This window comes from Hasllibacter sp. MH4015 (assembly GCF_020177575.1).
Lineage (GTDB): Bacteria > Pseudomonadota > Alphaproteobacteria > Rhodobacterales > Rhodobacteraceae > Gymnodinialimonas.
In genome coordinates this window covers 533,661-548,999 of record NZ_JAHTBK010000001.1, presented here as the reverse complement: position 1 = coordinate 548,999, position 15,339 = coordinate 533,661, and the positions used below count along the sequence as shown (strand labels likewise).

Below are 15,339 nucleotides of genomic sequence, written 5' to 3'. Positions count from 1 at the left end.
CGAAAGCGCCGAGTTTTCCTGTCACACGGCTAAAGCGCGTCCCGCAATTCCCGACGCAGGATCTTGCCACTCGCGCTCTTCGGCACGCTGTCCACGAACCGGTATTCCTCGGGCCGTTTGTAGCTCGCAAGGCACCCTTCGCAATGGGCGCGCAGCGCGGCCTCGTCCACGCCCGGGGCGGTCACGACGAAGGCCACGGGAACTTCGCCCGCCTCCGCGTTGCTACGCCCGATCACGGCGGCGTCGCTGACCCCGTCGAGCGCGCAAAGTGCGGCTTCCACCTCCGCCGGTGCGACTTGGAACCCTTTGTATTTTATCAATTCCTTTAGACGGTCCCGGATGAACATGAAGCCGTCCTCGTCGATCTCCGCCAGATCGCCGGTGCGCAGCCATCCGCCATCGGCCATCGTCTCCGCCGTGGCATCGGGGTTGCCGAGGTAACCCTTCATCACTTGCGGGCCGCGGATCCACAATTCCCCTTCCATGCCCGCCGGAAGATCTTCCAGCGTCTCGGGATCCACGATCCGGCATTCGGTCGACGGGACCGCCTGCCCGCTCGAGCCGTGGCGGATATTGTCGCCCGCCGTCATGTGGCTGATCGGGCTGAGTTCCGTCATCCCGTATCCCTGGACCGAGGAGGCACCGAACCGTGCGCCCACAGCCGCCTCGATCTCCGCGCCAAGTGGCGCAGCGCCCGAGAAAATCTGCTTCACGGAGGATACGTCATACTCCTCCACCAGCGGATGCTTGGCCAGCGCCAGGGCCACGGGCGGCACGATGTAAAGCCGCGTCGCGCGATGCTCCTGGATCAGTTTGAGGTACATTTCCAGATCGAAGCGCGGCATCGTGATGATCTGCGCACGCTGGTTCAGAAACAGGTTCATCAGCACGGTCATGCCGTAGATGTGGAAGAACGGAAGGAAGGCGATCGCCTTGTCGCCCGGCGTGATCCCGGCAACCGCCGCGGATTGCGTCACGTTGGCCACAAGGTTGCGATGGGTCAGCATCACCCCCTTGGGACGCCCCGTCGTGCCGCTGGAATAGGGCAGGACAACAACGTCGTTTTCCACGTCGACCGGGGCTTGCGCAGGCAACTCCGCCCCCATCACGTCCGACAGCGATAGGGCCCCGTCCCCGCCGCCATCCAGCACGACCAGTTCCGTGCATCCGGTGCCAGCCATGGCTTTGCGCGCCACCTCCTCGAACATCGAAATGGTGACCAGCATCGTGGCCCCCGCATCGTTCAATTGATGCTGGATCTCGGGCGCGGTGTAGGTGGGATTGATGGTCGTCACGGTGCCGCCGCCCAAGGCGACCCCATGGAAGACAACGGGATATTCCGGCAGGTTCGGCGCCAGAAGCGCCACGGTTCCGCCCGGCAGGACGCCGCGTTCCGTCAGCCCGCCGGCCAGACGCTTGATCTGTTCGATCATCGCGCCCGCCGTGACCTCCCGCCCGGTGGGCCCGTCGATCATGGCCACGTCATCCAGCCGGCCCTCGAAGCCCTCGAACAGCTTCTGGGTCACTGAAATCGCGGGCACTTCCACGGTGCCGTGGCGGCTCTGGAATATGGCCATGATGATCCTCCCGAGTCCGGCCTCTGGGATTGGGCCGATATCGGGGCGCAGGATTGCGGAAGGAGGTGGCGTCTGTCTAGCGATAAATGTCAGACAATTACCGGGTCAGGCGTCCACCCACCCCGGCTTGCGCTTGTCGAAGAAGGCCGCGATCCCCTCCTCGGCCTCGGGCGTTTCCCATCGGCGCACCAGCGCGTCGATGGTCATGGCCACGTCCTGCTCGCCCACCGCGCCGCCTAACGACGCGACAAGCGCCTTGCCCTCGGCCACCGCACCGGGCGCGGCAGACAGGTAGGGCGCAACCTCCGCCTCCATCGCCGCATCCAACTCGGCCTCGGGAACCGCGCGCGCCAGAAGGCCAAGCGAAACCGCCTCCGCCGCATCGAACCGGCGGCCCGAGAAGAACACCCGGCGTGCCCGCGCGGCTCCCATCCGCGCCACCACATAGGGCCCGATCGTCGCCGGGATCAGGCCCAACCGCACCTCCGTCAGGCCGAATTTCGCGCTGTCCACACCCACGGCCACGTCACACACGCTCATCAGGCCGACGCCACCGCCAAAGGCTTGCCCTTGTACCCGTCCGATCAACGGCTTGGGCAGACGGTCCAGCGCCCCCAGCATCTCCGCCAGCGCTCGGGCCTCTCTAGCGCGGGTCGGGCCGTCGGCCTCCATCTGCGCCTTCATCCAGCCAAGGTCGCCGCCGGCACAGAAACTCGCACCCTCTCCCGTCAGCACGACAATCCGCACCGCCGGGTCGCGGCCCAGGCGCTCGGCGGCCTGCGTCAGTTCCGCGATCATTTGGGCATTCATCGCATTGTGCCGCTCGACCCGATCAAGGCACAGCGTCGCGACGCCCCGTTCGTCGACCGTAATCCTGATCGTCTCACCCATGCTCATCCTCCCCGCATGTCCTGCGCCATCCGGCCCGCCTTCGCGACCACCGCCCGGTTCAACCCGGTCACATACCCGCGTGCGGCCAGATGCGCGTCCAGCGCCTCGGTCGCAACATTCCCTGCCGCCCCTGGCGCATAGGGGCAGCCGCCAAGACCACCCACCGCTGCATCGAACACCCGCAATCCGCGTGCCAGCGCCGCGTCGACATTGGCAAGCGCCCGCCCGGCCGTATCGTGGAAATGTCCGGCCAACCGCTCCGCCGGCAACTCCTCCAATACACGCTCCAGCATCGCATCGACCCGCTCGGGCCGCCCCTGCCCAATCGTATCGCCCAACGAGACCTCATAGGCCCCCATCTCCCGCAACGCCCCCACCACGCGCGCCACATCCTCCGGTGCCGTGGGTCCATCGAACGGACAATTCGTCACGCAGGAAACATAGCCCCGCATCCGCATCCCGTCGGCCTGCGCGGCGGCTGCCACATCCGCGAACCGCGCCAGGCTCTCTGCAATCGTCGCGTTGAGATTGGCCTTGGAAAACCCTTCCGAGGCGCTTGCGAAGATCGCGATCTCGTCGGCGCGCGCGGCCACAGCCCGCTGGTATCCGCGCATATTCGGCGTCAGCGCGGCATAGGACACGCCCTCCGCCCGCGTGATCCCGGCCAACACCTCGGCCCCATCGGCCATCTGCGGCACCCATTTGGGGCTGACGAAGGACGCAACTTCGATCCGTCGGAACCCGGCCTGGGACAACAGATCCACCAGCGCGATCTTCTCCGCCGTGGGGATCCGACGCGCCTCGTTCTGCAAGCCGTCGCGCGGGCCCACCTCGAAAATCTCGACCCGATCACCCATGGCGCGCGGCCCCCCTTCCATGTGCCCCAAATATCCTCGCCGAAGGCATCCTCACTCTGCCTCTGGCACAGGGTAGAAGTCTTTCGCGTAGAAGGTCTGCGGCCCTTCGATCTCAGCCGCCGCTTGGAAGGCCGGCCGCGCCTGCAACCGCGCCCAATAGGCCCGCAATTCGGCAAACGGCTCCATATCCATGTAGAACGGCGCGGCGAAAAGGTTGAAGCCCAGCATCGTATCTGCCGCCGAGAAACCTGATGGAAGCAGGTACTCCCCCGCGATCATCCCCTCCAGCCCCGCCAACGTCCCTTTCAGGCGCAGGGTGTTCAGCTTCACAACGGCGGGCGAGGGCTTGGCCGGAGGCCGCAGGAACAGGTGGTTGAGGTTCAGCTGCTCGATCAGGGAGGCCATGGTCTCCGCAAATCCCAGCGCCTCCAGGTAAGCCACGCGGTCCGTTTGCCCAGGCTCCCGCCCGAACCCGAACTCCCGTCGCGTCTCGCATAGATATTGCAAGATGGCCGAACTCTCGAAGATCGTGCGCCCGTCGATCTCCAGCGCCGGAATGCGGCCGGCGGGTGAGCGGTCTTTGAGCCCGGGCTCCTGCATCTTCCGCGTGCCGATCTCGTAGAGTTCCAATTCCGGGGTGATCCCCATCTCCTGCAACAGCCACAGCACCCGGAACGATCGGCCCCAGGGGACATGGTGCAACCGAACGACGTCACTCATCCCTCCTCCTCCAGCACGATCAGCGGCGCGCCCGCGTCGACCTGGGCACCCGCCTGCGTCAGCACCTCCGCGACCACGCCGTCCCGTCCCGCCTTGAGCACGTGTTCCATCTTCATCGCCTCCAGGATCGCCAGCCGGTCGCCGGTTTGCACCTGCGCGCCCGCCGCCACGAAGACCGCCTTCACCAGCCCCGGCATGGGCGCCTCGATCCGGCCCGCTGCGGCGCCCGCGCTGCCCGCCACGTCCAGCGGGTCGGGCAGCGTGAAGTGGTAATTGTTGCCCCAGAAGACCGAGAGACCCGCTTCGTGGCGCACCACGTCCGCCGGGACCGGCGCGCCGTCCACGGCCCAGCCATCCGGCCCGAACGACACTTCGTGTTCGCCGCCGTCGTTCCGTGTCACCAGGGCGCGTCCCGGCCCGGTCACGGCAACCTTCAAAAGCTCCACATCCTCCCCGCGGGCCAGCGCGACCTGCTGCACCATCGGGTCCCACAACGTGAAGCCCTGCACCGGTCCACCGTCCAGACCCATCGCGCCGATCGCCGCGATGGACCGGCACCGGGAACACGGCTCGGGCTGCGCTGACAGCGCCTCGATATCGCGGTCGATCAGGCCTGTATCGACCTCACCTCGCCCGAACCCATCGTGGCGCGCCAGCGCCCGCAGAAAGGCGAGGTTCGTGACAGTCCCGGCGACCTGCGTCTCCGACAAAGCCTGTTCAAGGCGTCCCAACGCGATCTCCCGCGTGGCCCCATGGACGATCAACTTGGCGATCATGGGGTCGTACCACGGGCTGATCTCGTCTCCGGGCCGCACACCGGTATCGGCCCGTGCGCCGCCGGGAAATTGCAGATGCGCCAGCCTGCCGGTCGCGGGCAGAAACCCTTTCGGCACATCCTCGGCGTAAAGCCGCGCCTCGAAGGCATGGCCGTTGATAGCAAGATCGCCCTGTCGCATCGGCAACGGCTCACCCGCCGCCACCCGCAACTGCCATTCCACCAGATCGACGCCGGTAATGGCCTCCGTCACCGGATGCTCCACCTGCAACCGGGTGTTCATCTCCATGAAATAGAACCGGTCCGCGCGCAGCCCGTCGGAGGCGTCGACGATGAACTCCACCGTGCCCGCGCCCTTGTAGCCGATGGCCTCCGCCGCGCGCACGGCGGCGCTGCCCATCGCCTCCCGCATCTCCTCGGTCATGCCGGGTGCGGGCGCCTCCTCGATCACCTTCTGGTGACGCCGCTGAAGCGAGCAATCGCGCTCGAACAGATGCACCGCCTTTTCCCCGTCACCGAACACCTGCACCTCGATATGGCGCGGTGTGGCCACGAATTTCTCGATCAGAACCGCGTCGTTACCGAACGCGGTCGCCGCCTCCCCCCGCGCGCTGTCAAGCGCGTCGGCGAAATCCTCCGCCCGGTCCACGCGGCGCATTCCCTTGCCGCCGCCGCCCGCGACCGCCTTGATCAGCACCGGATAGCCGATCTCCGCGGCGCGTTCGGCCAGCCGCTCCTGGGACGCACCGTGATAGCCCGGCACGACGGGTACGCCCGCCTCCTCCATCAACGCCTTTGCCGCATCCTTCAGCCCCATGGCGCGGATCGCATCGGCCCCCGGCCCGATGAAGACCAATCCCGCCGCCTCCACGGCTTCGACGAAATCCGGGTTCTCGCTCAGGAAGCCATAGCCCGGGTGGATCGCCTCCGCGCCCTTCTCGCGCGCCAGCGCGATGATCGCATCGCCGCGCAGGTAGCTGTCGGCGGGCTTCGGCCCCCCGATCCGTACCGCGTCATCTGCCAGTGCCACATGCCGCGCATGCGCGTCGGCGTCGGAATAGACGGCCAGCGTGCGCACGCCCATCGTGCGGGCCGTGTCGATGACGCGACACGCGATCTCACCCCGGTTCGCAATCAGGATTTTCTTAAACATCGCGGGCTCCCCCCGGCAAAAGCCGCTCGAAACGGTGGCGGTAGATCAGGTTGGGGCGCACGCCGTCCGCCCAATAGAAGCAAACCGGCAGCATCAGCGCCATCAGGACCGGGCTCAAGGTCACGACAGCCGCAAGGCCGGCGCCGAAGACCATCGGATAGGCCACGGGTTGCCGAGCCAGGATCGGCCAGATCGGCAGCGCAAAGACGGCAGCAAGCGCCCATTCCCACGGCGCGGCCAGACCCAGTGCCAGGTCGAAGATCACAAGGGCCGTTGCAAGTGCAAAAGCCGCAGCGCTGGCCCAAAGCCCGAAGGACAGGCGGTTCAACGGATGCCCCGCCACGTAATCCGCCCCGGTGAACACCCATTCGCATTCCCGAATGCCTCGGCCCCTAGCGGCCAGCCGCGCGGCGCGGCCCGCCCCCCACGTCCGCCCGATGCGCGTGGCCGCGAAACACGCGGTCCAGACCAGAAGCGTGCAGCCGATCATGACCGGCCATAATGGGAAGGTCACCGCGACGAGGAGGCCGCCGGCAATCCAAAAAAACCAGATCACCAAGAACCCCGCCCACTTCCCCACGCGCCCGATCAGAACCAGCAAGGCTGCCGCGATCGACGTGGCCCCGGCGACCTGCGCGCCAACCGGCTCCATCCACAACGCCAGGGCGCCGAGCGCACCCGGAAGACAGAAATACAGGCGCAGCGCCAGCGAAACCCTACCCGGCATCATCCACCGCCCCCAGATCCTCGACCACGTCGAACCGCTCCCAGATCAGCTCCATTTCCGGGTCGAAAATCCCCGCGCGCCGGTAGTACCGCTCGTGCCCCTCTCGCCACCCGGCCAATGTCTCGTCCTCGCCTTCGGCCAACGCCATCTCCTCGCGCATGTCGCAAAACCGCACCAACCGCAGCTCCACCGTCCGCGTCACCAGCGCCGGCCGTCCGTCGAATGTCGTGGCGATGTCATGACGCCCGATCCCGGGCAGGGCCTCGCGCCCCGCCGTCACGTCCGCCACCGCGCAGCAGGTCGCGCGCTTGGCACCTGAGCGCACCAGTGCCAGCAACTCCGCCGACAACCGCGCGCTGTCCCCGAACACATAGGTCGCGGCACCCGGATACCGGCTCTGCAAATCCTCCATCATCGCACGCCCCTCTTCCATGTGCCGGAAATATCCCGGGGAGCGCGAGGGGCTGGCCCCTCGCCTGTCTCCACCCGGGACCCGGGCTTGAGGCTACATCCTGAACAGGCCAAAGCGCGTCTCCTCGATCGGTGCGTTCAACGCCGCCGCCAAACTCAATCCCAGAACCTCGCGGGATTTTCGCGGGTCCACCACCCCGTCATCCCAAAGCCGCGCGGACGCGTAGAGCGGGTGCGATTGTTCCTCGAACATATCAATCGTCGGCTGCTTGAACGCCGCCTCGGCTTCCGCCGACCAATCCTCCCCCGCCTTCTCCATCGCGGCCCGCTTCACCGTCGCCAGGACGCCCGCCGCCTGCGCGCCGCCCATCACCGATATCCGGCTGTTCGGCCAGGACCACAGGAAGCGCGGGGAATACGCCCGCCCCGCCATCCCGTAATTGCCCGCCCCGAAGGAGCCGCCCACCAGCATCGTCACCTTGGGAACGGCGGTCGTCGCCACAGCCGTGACCATCTTGGCCCCATGCCTTGCGATGCCCTCATTCTCGTATTTCCGCCCGACCATGAAGCCCGTGATGTTTTGCAGGAAGACCAGCGGGATCTTCCGCTGAGAGCATAATTCCACGAAATGCGCCGCCTTCTGTGCGGCCTCGGAAAACAGCACGCCGTTGTTGGCGACGATCCCCACGGGCAATCCCAACACCTCGGCGAAGCCGCAAACGATCGTCTCGCCAAACCGCGCCTTGAACTCGTCGAAATAGCTATCATCGACCACGCGCGCGATCACCTCGCGGATGTCGTAGGGGGTGGTCAGGGCCGCTGGCACCACGCCAAGCAACTCCTCGGGATCATAGGCCGGGGGCCGCCCGCCAAGCGTCACGCCGTAGTCTTCCCCGAACCCGTCCAAGGACCCCACGGCCCGCCGCGCCAGGGCCAACGCATGGGCATCGTCCTCCGCCAGGTAATCCGCCACGCCGCTGAGCCGCGTATGCACATCCCCGCCGCCCAGATCCTCGGAGGTCACGACCTCCCCCGTCGCCGCCTTCACCAGCGGCGGGCCGGCCAGGAAAATCGTGCCCTGCTCCTTGACGATGATCGTCACGTCGCTCATCGCGGGCACATAGGCACCCCCCGCCGTGCACGAGCCCATCACGACGGCAATCTGCGCAATTCCCTTCGCGCTCATCCGCGCCTGATTGTAGAAGATCCGCCCGAAATGATCGCGATCCGGGAACACCTCATCCTGGTTGGGCAGGTTCGCCCCGCCGCTATCCACAAGGTATACACAGGGTAGTCCACATTCCTCGGCGATCTCCTGCGCCCGCAAATGCTTCTTCACGGTGATTGGGTAGTACGTGCCGCCTTTCACCGTCGCGTCGTTGCACACGACCATCACCTCGCGCCCATGCACACGGCCCACTCCGGCCACGACACCGCCGCACGGCGCCGCGCCCTCGTACATCCCGTGCCCGGCCGTTGCGCCGACCTCCAGAAACGGAGAGCCCGGATCGAGCAAATTGGCCACCCGCTCCCGCGGCAGCATCTTGCCCCGGCTGACGTGGCGCTCCCGGGAGCGCGCGCCGCCCCCCGCCGCCGCCATCTCCGCCGCCTCGCGCACGACGCGCAGCGCTTCCAGATGCGCCTCTCGATTGGCGCGGGCCTCGTCTGAGCCTGCAAGGAAGGATGATTTCAATCTCATCGGATCAACTCCAGATCAATCGGCCCGTGGCCTTCCAACGGCACAGCCCCGTCGCGGCGCGCCATGCGCCACACTGCATAGGCATCTTCCAGCGCCATACCTTCAGACACGACGGCGCAATACCGCGCCCGGTCCTCTTCGCCCATATGCGCGCAGTCGGCCTCATCGGCGGGGGATGCGGCCCGCGCCTGCGCCTCCCCATAGGCCGCCACCTGCGCGGCGTCTTCGTTTTCCAGAGCGTCCGGCACCTGTGCCACGATGTCAGCGCGCGCCCCGCGCATCCAATCCGCCAGGTCGACAAGGCACGCCGCGCCGTCGACCTCGCGCTCGCAGATCGCCATCGCAAGACCCAAGCACTCGAACGTTGCGGTGGAATAGACCTGCTCCAGCGCCTCAACGTCGCTCGGGTCGAGCGTGTCGGTGAGGCTCTGCTCGAAGGCGGCATCGCCAAGCTCAAGGCACGCCTCCGCCGCTGCGACCGCGCCGGACGCCTCGCCCTGCGCCTGCGCAAATGCGGCCCACGGCATCAATGCCAGGGCGACGGCGCAACTTGTGGCCACCACCTTACCCCTCATCACGGATGTCGAGATCACTCAGCGCCTCCCAATCCAACGGGCCAGCTACTCCCATCAGCCGCGCAACCTGCCAGGCCCACACCGCATTCTCGAACGCCAGCGCCTCCTGGAACGACCGGCACCACAGCATCCGGCGGTAATCCCAGCCCGCGCAATCGTCGCCCGCATTCGTCCCGTGGGCCAACGCCCAGACCCGGCCATAAAGCGGCGACAGCGCCAGCCCAGCGACCTCTTCCGGGTCCGGTAGATGGCCGCGCATATCCGCGGCCCGCGCCGCGAACGCATCGCGCAACCGGCGTTGACAGATCAGGGAATTGTTCGAATCCTGGCAGATCCCCATCGCCAGATATCCGCAATGCTGCACCCAATGCACATTGAGCGCATCCAGCGGAACCGTCACGCCATAGCCCGGCAGGCCCATCAATCGCGTCTCGAAAGCCTCCATCTGCTCCGGCAGACATTGCCCAAACCGTGGCGTCGAAGGCGCGCCGTCGGCCCAATCCTGCGCCGCGAGTGGACCCGCCAGCAGCGTCAGCACGAGCGCAAGAAGCCTCACCGCCATGCGCCCGCCTCCACGACGCCGACGACGCGGGCGACCTGCCACAGGCTTGCCGCATCACCCAGATGTTCCAGCATGGCATCGGGCGCGCACCCATCGCAGCCCTCCGTTACCCGCGTCCAGAGCTGGGGATAAAGCCCGTCGGACCATGGCGGGAAGCGCCCGCTCACATCCGCCGGAACGGGAACCGCCGCGAACCGTGCCGCCTGCGCCCGCATCTCGTCCGCGGCCTCGGACCGACAGGCCTCCTCCGCCCCGCATTGCAGCAGCGCGATGCCGCCGCAATCGCCGACCTCGCGGCCGCGCACCAGGTCGAAATTCGGCGCCGCCTGGGCGTTCAATGCCGCGCTCAGCCGCACTTCAAAGGCTTCCATCGCTCCGTTCACACACGTCTCCATCCCTTGCGCGCCCGCGTGACCACTCGGGGCCGCCGCAACGCCGATGACAAGGGACGTGACCAATCTCACGCCCGGTACTCCGGATTTTCGTAATCGAACCGGCACCCCGCCTTCCAGGCGCGCCGGTCATTACCCTCGTTCGGCAATCCGCCCGCCTCTTTCAGCAGCCGCGCCATGTGCATGAGGTTCCACGACATGATGGTCGTGTTGCGCTGGGTGAAATCGTTGCCGAACCCGATCTTGCCGCCCTCCCCGTCATCGTCGCCATAGGACGGTCCCGGCCCGGCCTCCCCGATCCAGCCGCAATCGGCCTGGGGCGGGATCGTCACGCCCAGATGGCTCAGCGCGTAGCCGATGGTCATTGCCGCGTGCTTCACCCCGTCTTCATTGCCCGTGACCACGCAGCCGCCGACCTTGCCGTAGTAAATGCTCTGCCCCTTGTCGTTCAGCTCTCCGGACATGCCATAAAGCCGCTCGATCAGCACGCGGCAGAGGCTCGATTCCTCGCCCAGCCACAGGGGCGTGCCCACGACGATGATGTCGGCCTCCAGCACGATCTCCCAGATCTGCGGCCAGTCATCGGCGGCCCAGCCATGCTCCTTCATGTCCGGGTAGACGCCCGGCGGGATCTGGTGGTCGAGCATGTGGATATGGGTGACGGTGACGCCATTCTTTTCAAGGATGCCCGCGCTGGCATTCAGCAGCAACTGGGTGTGGCTCTCCGCCGATTGCCGCTTGAGCGATGTGTTGAAATAGACCGCTTTCAGATCGCTGAAATCACTCATGTCTCGTCCTCCCCGAAGATCACCTCATCGTCGACCGGAACACCTGCCCGGTCCACCGCCTGATACCACGCCTCCGACCCTTCGCGCTCGCAAATCACGATCAGCCACACATTCTCGACACCGGCAGGCACCCCATAGCAATCGGTCAGGTCGCCGCCGGTCTCCGCGACATAAGCCGCCGCCTGGGCGTCGATGACTTCCGTCTCGCTCGGTGGTGCCGACCGCAGGCCAAGGAACAGGCCCAAGGCACCCGCAACGGCAAGCAACCCGGCAAGCGGCAGGGCGATCTGGCGCATCATCTCGCTATTTCCCCGTGCCGATGGATCGCGCGCCCTCCCGATCCGCCACGTCCAAAGGTGCCTGCGCGTGTCGTGCGCTGCCCCGCGCGCTCACCCACCACGGCGCAGCAGTATCGTGGAGCCATGTGGTCGCCTCCCATCCCAAGGCCCTGCACCCGTTTGCAATCCCGGACCATTCGCGCATGGCCGTCATCAAGCACCGCTGCAACGCCGCACGCGGATGGTGGGCCACATCAGCCGCCGCTCTCTTCACCCTGGCCGAAGAACGCCCGGGACGTCGGCATCGCGCGGCAAGTGCCGCGTCGCGTCCAGCCATCTCGGTCTTCACATCATCCCCATCAATTCGCGGCCCACCAGCATGCGCCGGATCTCGGACGTCCCTGCGCCGATCTCCATCAGTTTCGCATCCCGGAACATACGGCTGACCGCGGAATCGTTCATGAACCCAGCGCCCCCCATCGCCTGCACGGCCTGGTGCGCCACCTTCATCCCCTCCTCGGAGGCATAGAGCACACAGGCCGCCGCATCCTGCCGCGTCACCTGCCCTCGATCACACGCCTTGGCGACCTCGTAGGCATAGGCCCGCGCCGAGTTCATCGAGGCATACATGTCCGCGATCTTGCCCTGCATCAGCTGGAAGTCTCCGATGGGCCGCCCGAACTGCTTCCGCTCCTTAAGGTACGGCATCACCTCGTCCAGGCACCCGGCCATGATCCCGATATTCACACCGCTCAGCACCACACGCTCGTAATCGAGGCCCGACATCAAAACGGCCACCCCGCGCCCCTCTTCGCCCAACACGTTCTCGAACGGCACTTCCACATCTTCAAAGATCAGCTCGGCGGTGTTCGAGCCGCGCATCCCCATCTTGTCGAAATGGGGGGAGGTCGAAAAACCCACCATCTCTTTTTCTATAAGAAAGGCGGTGATCCCCTTGCTGCCCGCCGCAGGGTCGGTCTTTGCATAAACCACCAGCGTGTCCGCATCCGGACCGTTGGTGATCCAGTACTTCGTCCCGTTCAGCACATAGCGATCGTTGCGTTTTTCGGCGCGGAGCGACATGGACACCACGTCCGATCCCGCCCCGGCCTCGCTCATTGCAAGCGCGCCCACATGGTTGCCGGAGACCAGGCTCGGCAGGTATTTCGCCTTCTGTTCCGGCGTCCCGTTCAGCTTGATCTGGTTCACGCAGAGGTTGGAATGCGCCCCGTAGCTAAGGCCGATCGACGCTGATACTCGGGAGATTTCCTCGACCGCGACCGTGTGGGCAAGATACCCCATGCCCGCCCCGCCATAATCCTCGTCCACCGTGATGCCCAGAAGCCCCAGCTCCCCCATCTCGGACCACAGCTCGTTGGGGAATGCATTGTCGCGGTCCGTCTTCGCGGCCAGCGGCTTGACCCGCTCCTGCGCCCAGGAATGCACCATGTCGCGAAGTGCGGCGACATCCTCGCCCAGATCAAAATTCATCGAACCCAGAAACATCGCCACGCCTCACGTCAAGAATTGAACACTTGTTCATTTAACGCCGGAAGGCGTCTGAGTCAAAGCCCCCGCTTGACTTGCCGCCATCCGATCATCCCTATTCCCACCATGGCCTTGTCGCAGGAATTTCTCCACCTCGTCGTGTTGGAGCGTCACAGCGCCCACCGCCGCAAACGGTTTGCGGGATAGCCGGAGCCTTTGCTCCAGCCCTTCCCAGAATTCAAACCCGGAGACCTCCCATGACGGATTTCAACGAGATCCCCGTTCTCGACATCGCGCCGCTCATCAACGGCGACGACACGACCGCCCTCGCCACTGCCTTCGCCAAGGCCTATGGCGAGACCGGCTTCGCCTACATCATCGGCCACGGCATCGACCCCGATTTGCGCGCTGCCATCTTCGAGGCGTCAAAGCGATTTCACGCCCTGCCCGATGCCGCCAAGCAAGCCCTCACCATCGACCATACCCATCGCGGCTACATCGCGATCAACACGTCGACCGATGTGACGTCAGACCTGGCCGAAGTCACCAAGCCCAATCAATCCGCATCCTTCATGATGATGCGCGAAGACGCCGTCCACGATCCGGCGATCTACCTCTCCGGTCCAAACAAATGGCCCGACCTTCACGGCTTCCGTGCAACCTGCGAGACCTATGCGCAGGCCATGACCGGTCTAGGCCGTCGGCTCATGTCGCTTGCCCTTCAAAGCATCGACGCGGATCAGACCTTCCTTTCCGCCTTCGACACGCCCACCATTTGGCTTCGCCTGCTGCACTACCCGCCGCAATCGCCTCAGGCGCCCGAGGATCTCTTCGGCTCCGCCCCCCACAAGGATTTCGGTTGCCTCACCCTTTTGGCGCAGGATGACGTGGGCGGGCTTCAAGTGCAGACGCCATCGGGCGATTGGGTCGATGCCCCGCCCCGCGAAGACGCCTTCATCGTCAATGTCGGCGACATGTTGCACCGCCTGTCAAACGGGCGCCTGATCTCCACGCCGCACCGCGTCATCAACACGTCCGGGCGGGAGCGCTACTCCGTACCCTTCTTCTTCGACCCGCATGTTTCAACCACCATCGCACCCCTCGTCGGTCGGCCAAAATTTGAGCCGCTCAAGTTCGGCGACTTCCTGCGCCATGAACTCGAAGCCTCTTACGACGTTCACAATCCCGACAGCCCCGATTGACGCGCCCATCCCATGCGGGCTCAATGGCCCGCATGGCTGACAAACCGTTCCGCTTCTTCGACAACCGCCTGAAATACCTCACCTTCGTGAACACCACGAACGAAAAATGGCGCATTTCCGAGCGTGTCATGGAAGAGATCGCGCAGATCACGCCGCGTCCTCCCGCCCTGCGCGTGTTCGATGCGGGGATGGGCGACGGCACCGTTCTGGCCAACACGATGCGGGCGCTGCATCAGCGCTTTCCCACGATCCCGCAATACATGGTCGGCAAGGAAATCAGCCTAGAGGATATCCGGCTGAGCCTCGAAAAACTGCCCGACCGTCTGGTCGAACACCCCGCCGCGATCGTTGCCATGACAAACCTTTTCTATGCCGAGGCTCCCTGGCTCACACCCAACACGCCCGCGGATGTGACGTGGAAATTCGTGGCCCTCGACGGTCAGTCCTCCATCGGGTTCCAGGAACAACTCCGCGATCTCGACCCGTTCCTTGTCAAGAACTGGCAGGTCAAATCCTCCCCAAAAACCGGCAACCCACTTTACGTCACGCCCACCGTTCTGGTCGTCTACCGCGCCGATCATGCGTTTCTGTTGGACAATGTCATCCCCCGCGAAGGCGCGACCGCGGCGAACTACGACCTGATCCTCGCCTCCCAACCCTGGCGTGCCCGCACGCCTGCCCCGCTCAAGGCCAGGTCCATCCTCGCCCCCCTCGCCCGCGCGCTGGCCCCCGGTGGCCGGATGCTCACCGTACAGAGCGCGGGCGGCGACCCGGCGGAGGAGATCGTCAACGCCATCTGGCCCGACATCGACCTCTTCCCGGTCAACCGCTACGACCTGATCGCCGCGCTGAAGGACGAACTCGGCCCCGAAACCGCACACTACGACCTCACCATCCCCTCCGGCGGCGACGCGCTTCTTTCCTACCGCATGCACACCCTGCCCGAGGAGGTCGGACCCTCCATCGGCACCTCCACCCTCTCCGCCGCATGGAACGCCGCAACCTACGTGGCCCAAATCGACGACCAGCTTCTGGAAGAGGTCCAAGGCTCCACCCGCCATTTCGACATCACCGCCGACATCCTGCACAAATACGGCGGCCTGTGGTTCAATGATGAGGCGTTTACGGTGACGCGAAACGCGTAGACCGGCTGCAACCCAACTTCCGTCGCAACCCGAACGTGCGACCCCGGAACTGCAAGCGCCCCATACTTCCGACTGTGCGCATCAGCCCCCTTGACGCCA

General features: G+C 65.7%; 16 protein-coding genes. 2 read left to right on the top strand and 14 right to left on the bottom strand.

The window, feature by feature from the left end; translation table 11 throughout:
- Positions 1-29: 29 nt before the first annotated feature.
- The 14 genes from KUW62_RS02970 to KUW62_RS02905 form a co-directional block, all read right to left on the bottom strand.
- On the bottom strand, positions 30-1,577 hold the full coding sequence (locus KUW62_RS02970; RefSeq protein ID WP_224814031.1) for an AMP-binding protein: 1,548 nt from the start codon (positions 1,575-1,577) through the stop codon (positions 30-32).
- 105 nt (positions 1,578-1,682) lie between these two features.
- Complete coding sequence (locus tag KUW62_RS02965) at positions 1,683-2,468, bottom strand: crotonase/enoyl-CoA hydratase family protein (protein WP_224814030.1); 786 nt, start codon at positions 2,466-2,468, stop codon at positions 1,683-1,685.
- Positions 2,469-2,470: 2 nt separating this feature from the next.
- A complete protein-coding gene (locus KUW62_RS02960) occupies positions 2,471-3,325 on the bottom strand; it encodes a hydroxymethylglutaryl-CoA lyase (RefSeq protein ID WP_224814029.1) in 855 nt (284 codons plus the stop codon).
- A 51-nt stretch (positions 3,326-3,376) separates the two neighbouring features.
- Complete coding sequence (locus tag KUW62_RS02955; protein WP_224814028.1) at positions 3,377-4,045, bottom strand: glutathione S-transferase family protein; 669 nt, start codon at positions 4,043-4,045, stop codon at positions 3,377-3,379.
- Positions 4,042-5,973 carry an acetyl/propionyl/methylcrotonyl-CoA carboxylase subunit alpha gene (locus KUW62_RS02950; protein ID WP_224814027.1) on the bottom strand — a complete coding sequence of 644 codons (1,932 nt, stop codon included), beginning with the start codon at positions 5,971-5,973 and terminating at the stop codon, positions 4,042-4,044. Before KUW62_RS02950 ends, KUW62_RS02955 begins: the two co-directional genes overlap by 4 nt.
- Positions 5,966-6,700 (bottom strand): hypothetical protein, encoded by a 735-nt coding sequence (locus KUW62_RS02945; RefSeq protein WP_224814026.1) that lies wholly within the window; start codon positions 6,698-6,700, stop codon positions 5,966-5,968. The genes KUW62_RS02950 and KUW62_RS02945 overlap by 8 nt, the downstream gene beginning before the upstream one ends.
- A complete protein-coding gene (locus KUW62_RS02940) occupies positions 6,690-7,133 on the bottom strand; it encodes an ASCH domain-containing protein (RefSeq protein WP_224814025.1) in 444 nt (147 codons plus the stop codon). Before KUW62_RS02940 ends, KUW62_RS02945 begins: the two co-directional genes overlap by 11 nt.
- 72 nt (positions 7,134-7,205) lie before the next feature.
- Positions 7,206-8,810, bottom strand: a complete 1,605-nt coding sequence (locus tag KUW62_RS02935; RefSeq protein ID WP_305038460.1) for a carboxyl transferase domain-containing protein — start codon at positions 8,808-8,810, stop codon at positions 7,206-7,208.
- Positions 8,807-9,370 (bottom strand): hypothetical protein, encoded by a 564-nt coding sequence (locus KUW62_RS02930; protein WP_224814024.1) that lies wholly within the window; start codon positions 9,368-9,370, stop codon positions 8,807-8,809. Before KUW62_RS02930 ends, KUW62_RS02935 begins: the two co-directional genes overlap by 4 nt.
- A 4-nt stretch (positions 9,371-9,374) precedes the next feature.
- A complete protein-coding gene (locus KUW62_RS02925; protein WP_224814023.1) occupies positions 9,375-9,947 on the bottom strand; it encodes a hypothetical protein in 573 nt (190 codons plus the stop codon).
- Positions 9,938-10,411, bottom strand: a complete 474-nt coding sequence (locus tag KUW62_RS02920; RefSeq protein ID WP_224814022.1) for a hypothetical protein — start codon at positions 10,409-10,411, stop codon at positions 9,938-9,940. The genes KUW62_RS02925 and KUW62_RS02920 overlap by 10 nt, the downstream gene beginning before the upstream one ends.
- Entirely contained in the window at positions 10,408-11,127 is a 720-nt protein-coding gene (locus KUW62_RS02915) for a flavodoxin family protein (RefSeq protein ID WP_305038459.1), read from the bottom strand. Before KUW62_RS02915 ends, KUW62_RS02920 begins: the two co-directional genes overlap by 4 nt.
- A complete protein-coding gene (locus KUW62_RS02910; protein WP_224814021.1) occupies positions 11,124-11,426 on the bottom strand; it encodes a hypothetical protein in 303 nt (100 codons plus the stop codon). Before KUW62_RS02910 ends, KUW62_RS02915 begins: the two co-directional genes overlap by 4 nt.
- A 324-nt stretch (positions 11,427-11,750) precedes the next feature.
- Positions 11,751-12,911: an isovaleryl-CoA dehydrogenase gene (locus KUW62_RS02905; protein WP_224814020.1), complete on the bottom strand. Its 1,161-nt coding sequence runs from the start codon at positions 12,909-12,911 to the stop codon at positions 11,751-11,753.
- 239 nt (positions 12,912-13,150) lie between these two features.
- Between KUW62_RS02905 and KUW62_RS02900 the strand changes: the two genes are divergently transcribed.
- The gene (locus KUW62_RS02900) at positions 13,151-14,095 is read left to right on the top strand and encodes an isopenicillin N synthase family oxygenase (RefSeq protein ID WP_224814019.1); all 945 of its coding nucleotides are present in this window, start codon (positions 13,151-13,153) and stop codon (positions 14,093-14,095) included.
- Between the two features lie 32 nt (positions 14,096-14,127).
- Complete coding sequence (locus KUW62_RS02895) at positions 14,128-15,240, top strand: hypothetical protein (RefSeq protein WP_224814018.1); 1,113 nt, start codon at positions 14,128-14,130, stop codon at positions 15,238-15,240.
- Positions 15,241-15,339 lie beyond the last annotated feature (99 nt).

What these genes read in the sequence shown, in the direction of transcription:
- KUW62_RS02970 (WP_224814031.1), bottom strand. Translation starts at nt 1,577, where the DNA reads ATGGCCATATTCCAGAGCCGCCACGGCACCGTGGAAGTGCCCGCGATT.
- KUW62_RS02965 (WP_224814030.1), bottom strand. Translation starts at nt 2,468, where the DNA reads ATGGGTGAGACGATCAGGATTACGGTCGACGAACGGGGCGTCGCGACG.
- KUW62_RS02960 (WP_224814029.1), bottom strand. Translation starts at nt 3,325, where the DNA reads ATGGGTGATCGGGTCGAGATTTTCGAGGTGGGCCCGCGCGACGGCTTG.
- KUW62_RS02955 (WP_224814028.1), bottom strand. Translation starts at nt 4,045, where the DNA reads ATGAGTGACGTCGTTCGGTTGCACCATGTCCCCTGGGGCCGATCGTTC.
- KUW62_RS02950 (WP_224814027.1), bottom strand. Translation starts at nt 5,973, where the DNA reads ATGTTTAAGAAAATCCTGATTGCGAACCGGGGTGAGATCGCGTGTCGC.
- KUW62_RS02945 (WP_224814026.1), bottom strand. Translation starts at nt 6,700, where the DNA reads ATGCCGGGTAGGGTTTCGCTGGCGCTGCGCCTGTATTTCTGTCTTCCG.
- KUW62_RS02940 (WP_224814025.1), bottom strand. Translation starts at nt 7,133, where the DNA reads ATGGAAGAGGGGCGTGCGATGATGGAGGATTTGCAGAGCCGGTATCCG.
- KUW62_RS02935 (WP_305038460.1), bottom strand. Translation starts at nt 8,810, where the DNA reads ATGAGATTGAAATCATCCTTCCTTGCAGGCTCAGACGAGGCCCGCGCC.
- KUW62_RS02925 (WP_224814023.1), bottom strand. Translation starts at nt 9,947, where the DNA reads ATGGCGGTGAGGCTTCTTGCGCTCGTGCTGACGCTGCTGGCGGGTCCA.
- KUW62_RS02915 (WP_305038459.1), bottom strand. Translation starts at nt 11,127, where the DNA reads ATGAGTGATTTCAGCGATCTGAAAGCGGTCTATTTCAACACATCGCTC.
- KUW62_RS02910 (WP_224814021.1), bottom strand. Translation starts at nt 11,426, where the DNA reads ATGATGCGCCAGATCGCCCTGCCGCTTGCCGGGTTGCTTGCCGTTGCG.
- KUW62_RS02905 (WP_224814020.1), bottom strand. Translation starts at nt 12,911, where the DNA reads ATGTTTCTGGGTTCGATGAATTTTGATCTGGGCGAGGATGTCGCCGCA.
- KUW62_RS02900 (WP_224814019.1), top strand. Translation starts at nt 13,151, where the DNA reads ATGACGGATTTCAACGAGATCCCCGTTCTCGACATCGCGCCGCTCATC.
- KUW62_RS02895 (WP_224814018.1), top strand. Translation starts at nt 14,128, where the DNA reads ATGGCTGACAAACCGTTCCGCTTCTTCGACAACCGCCTGAAATACCTC.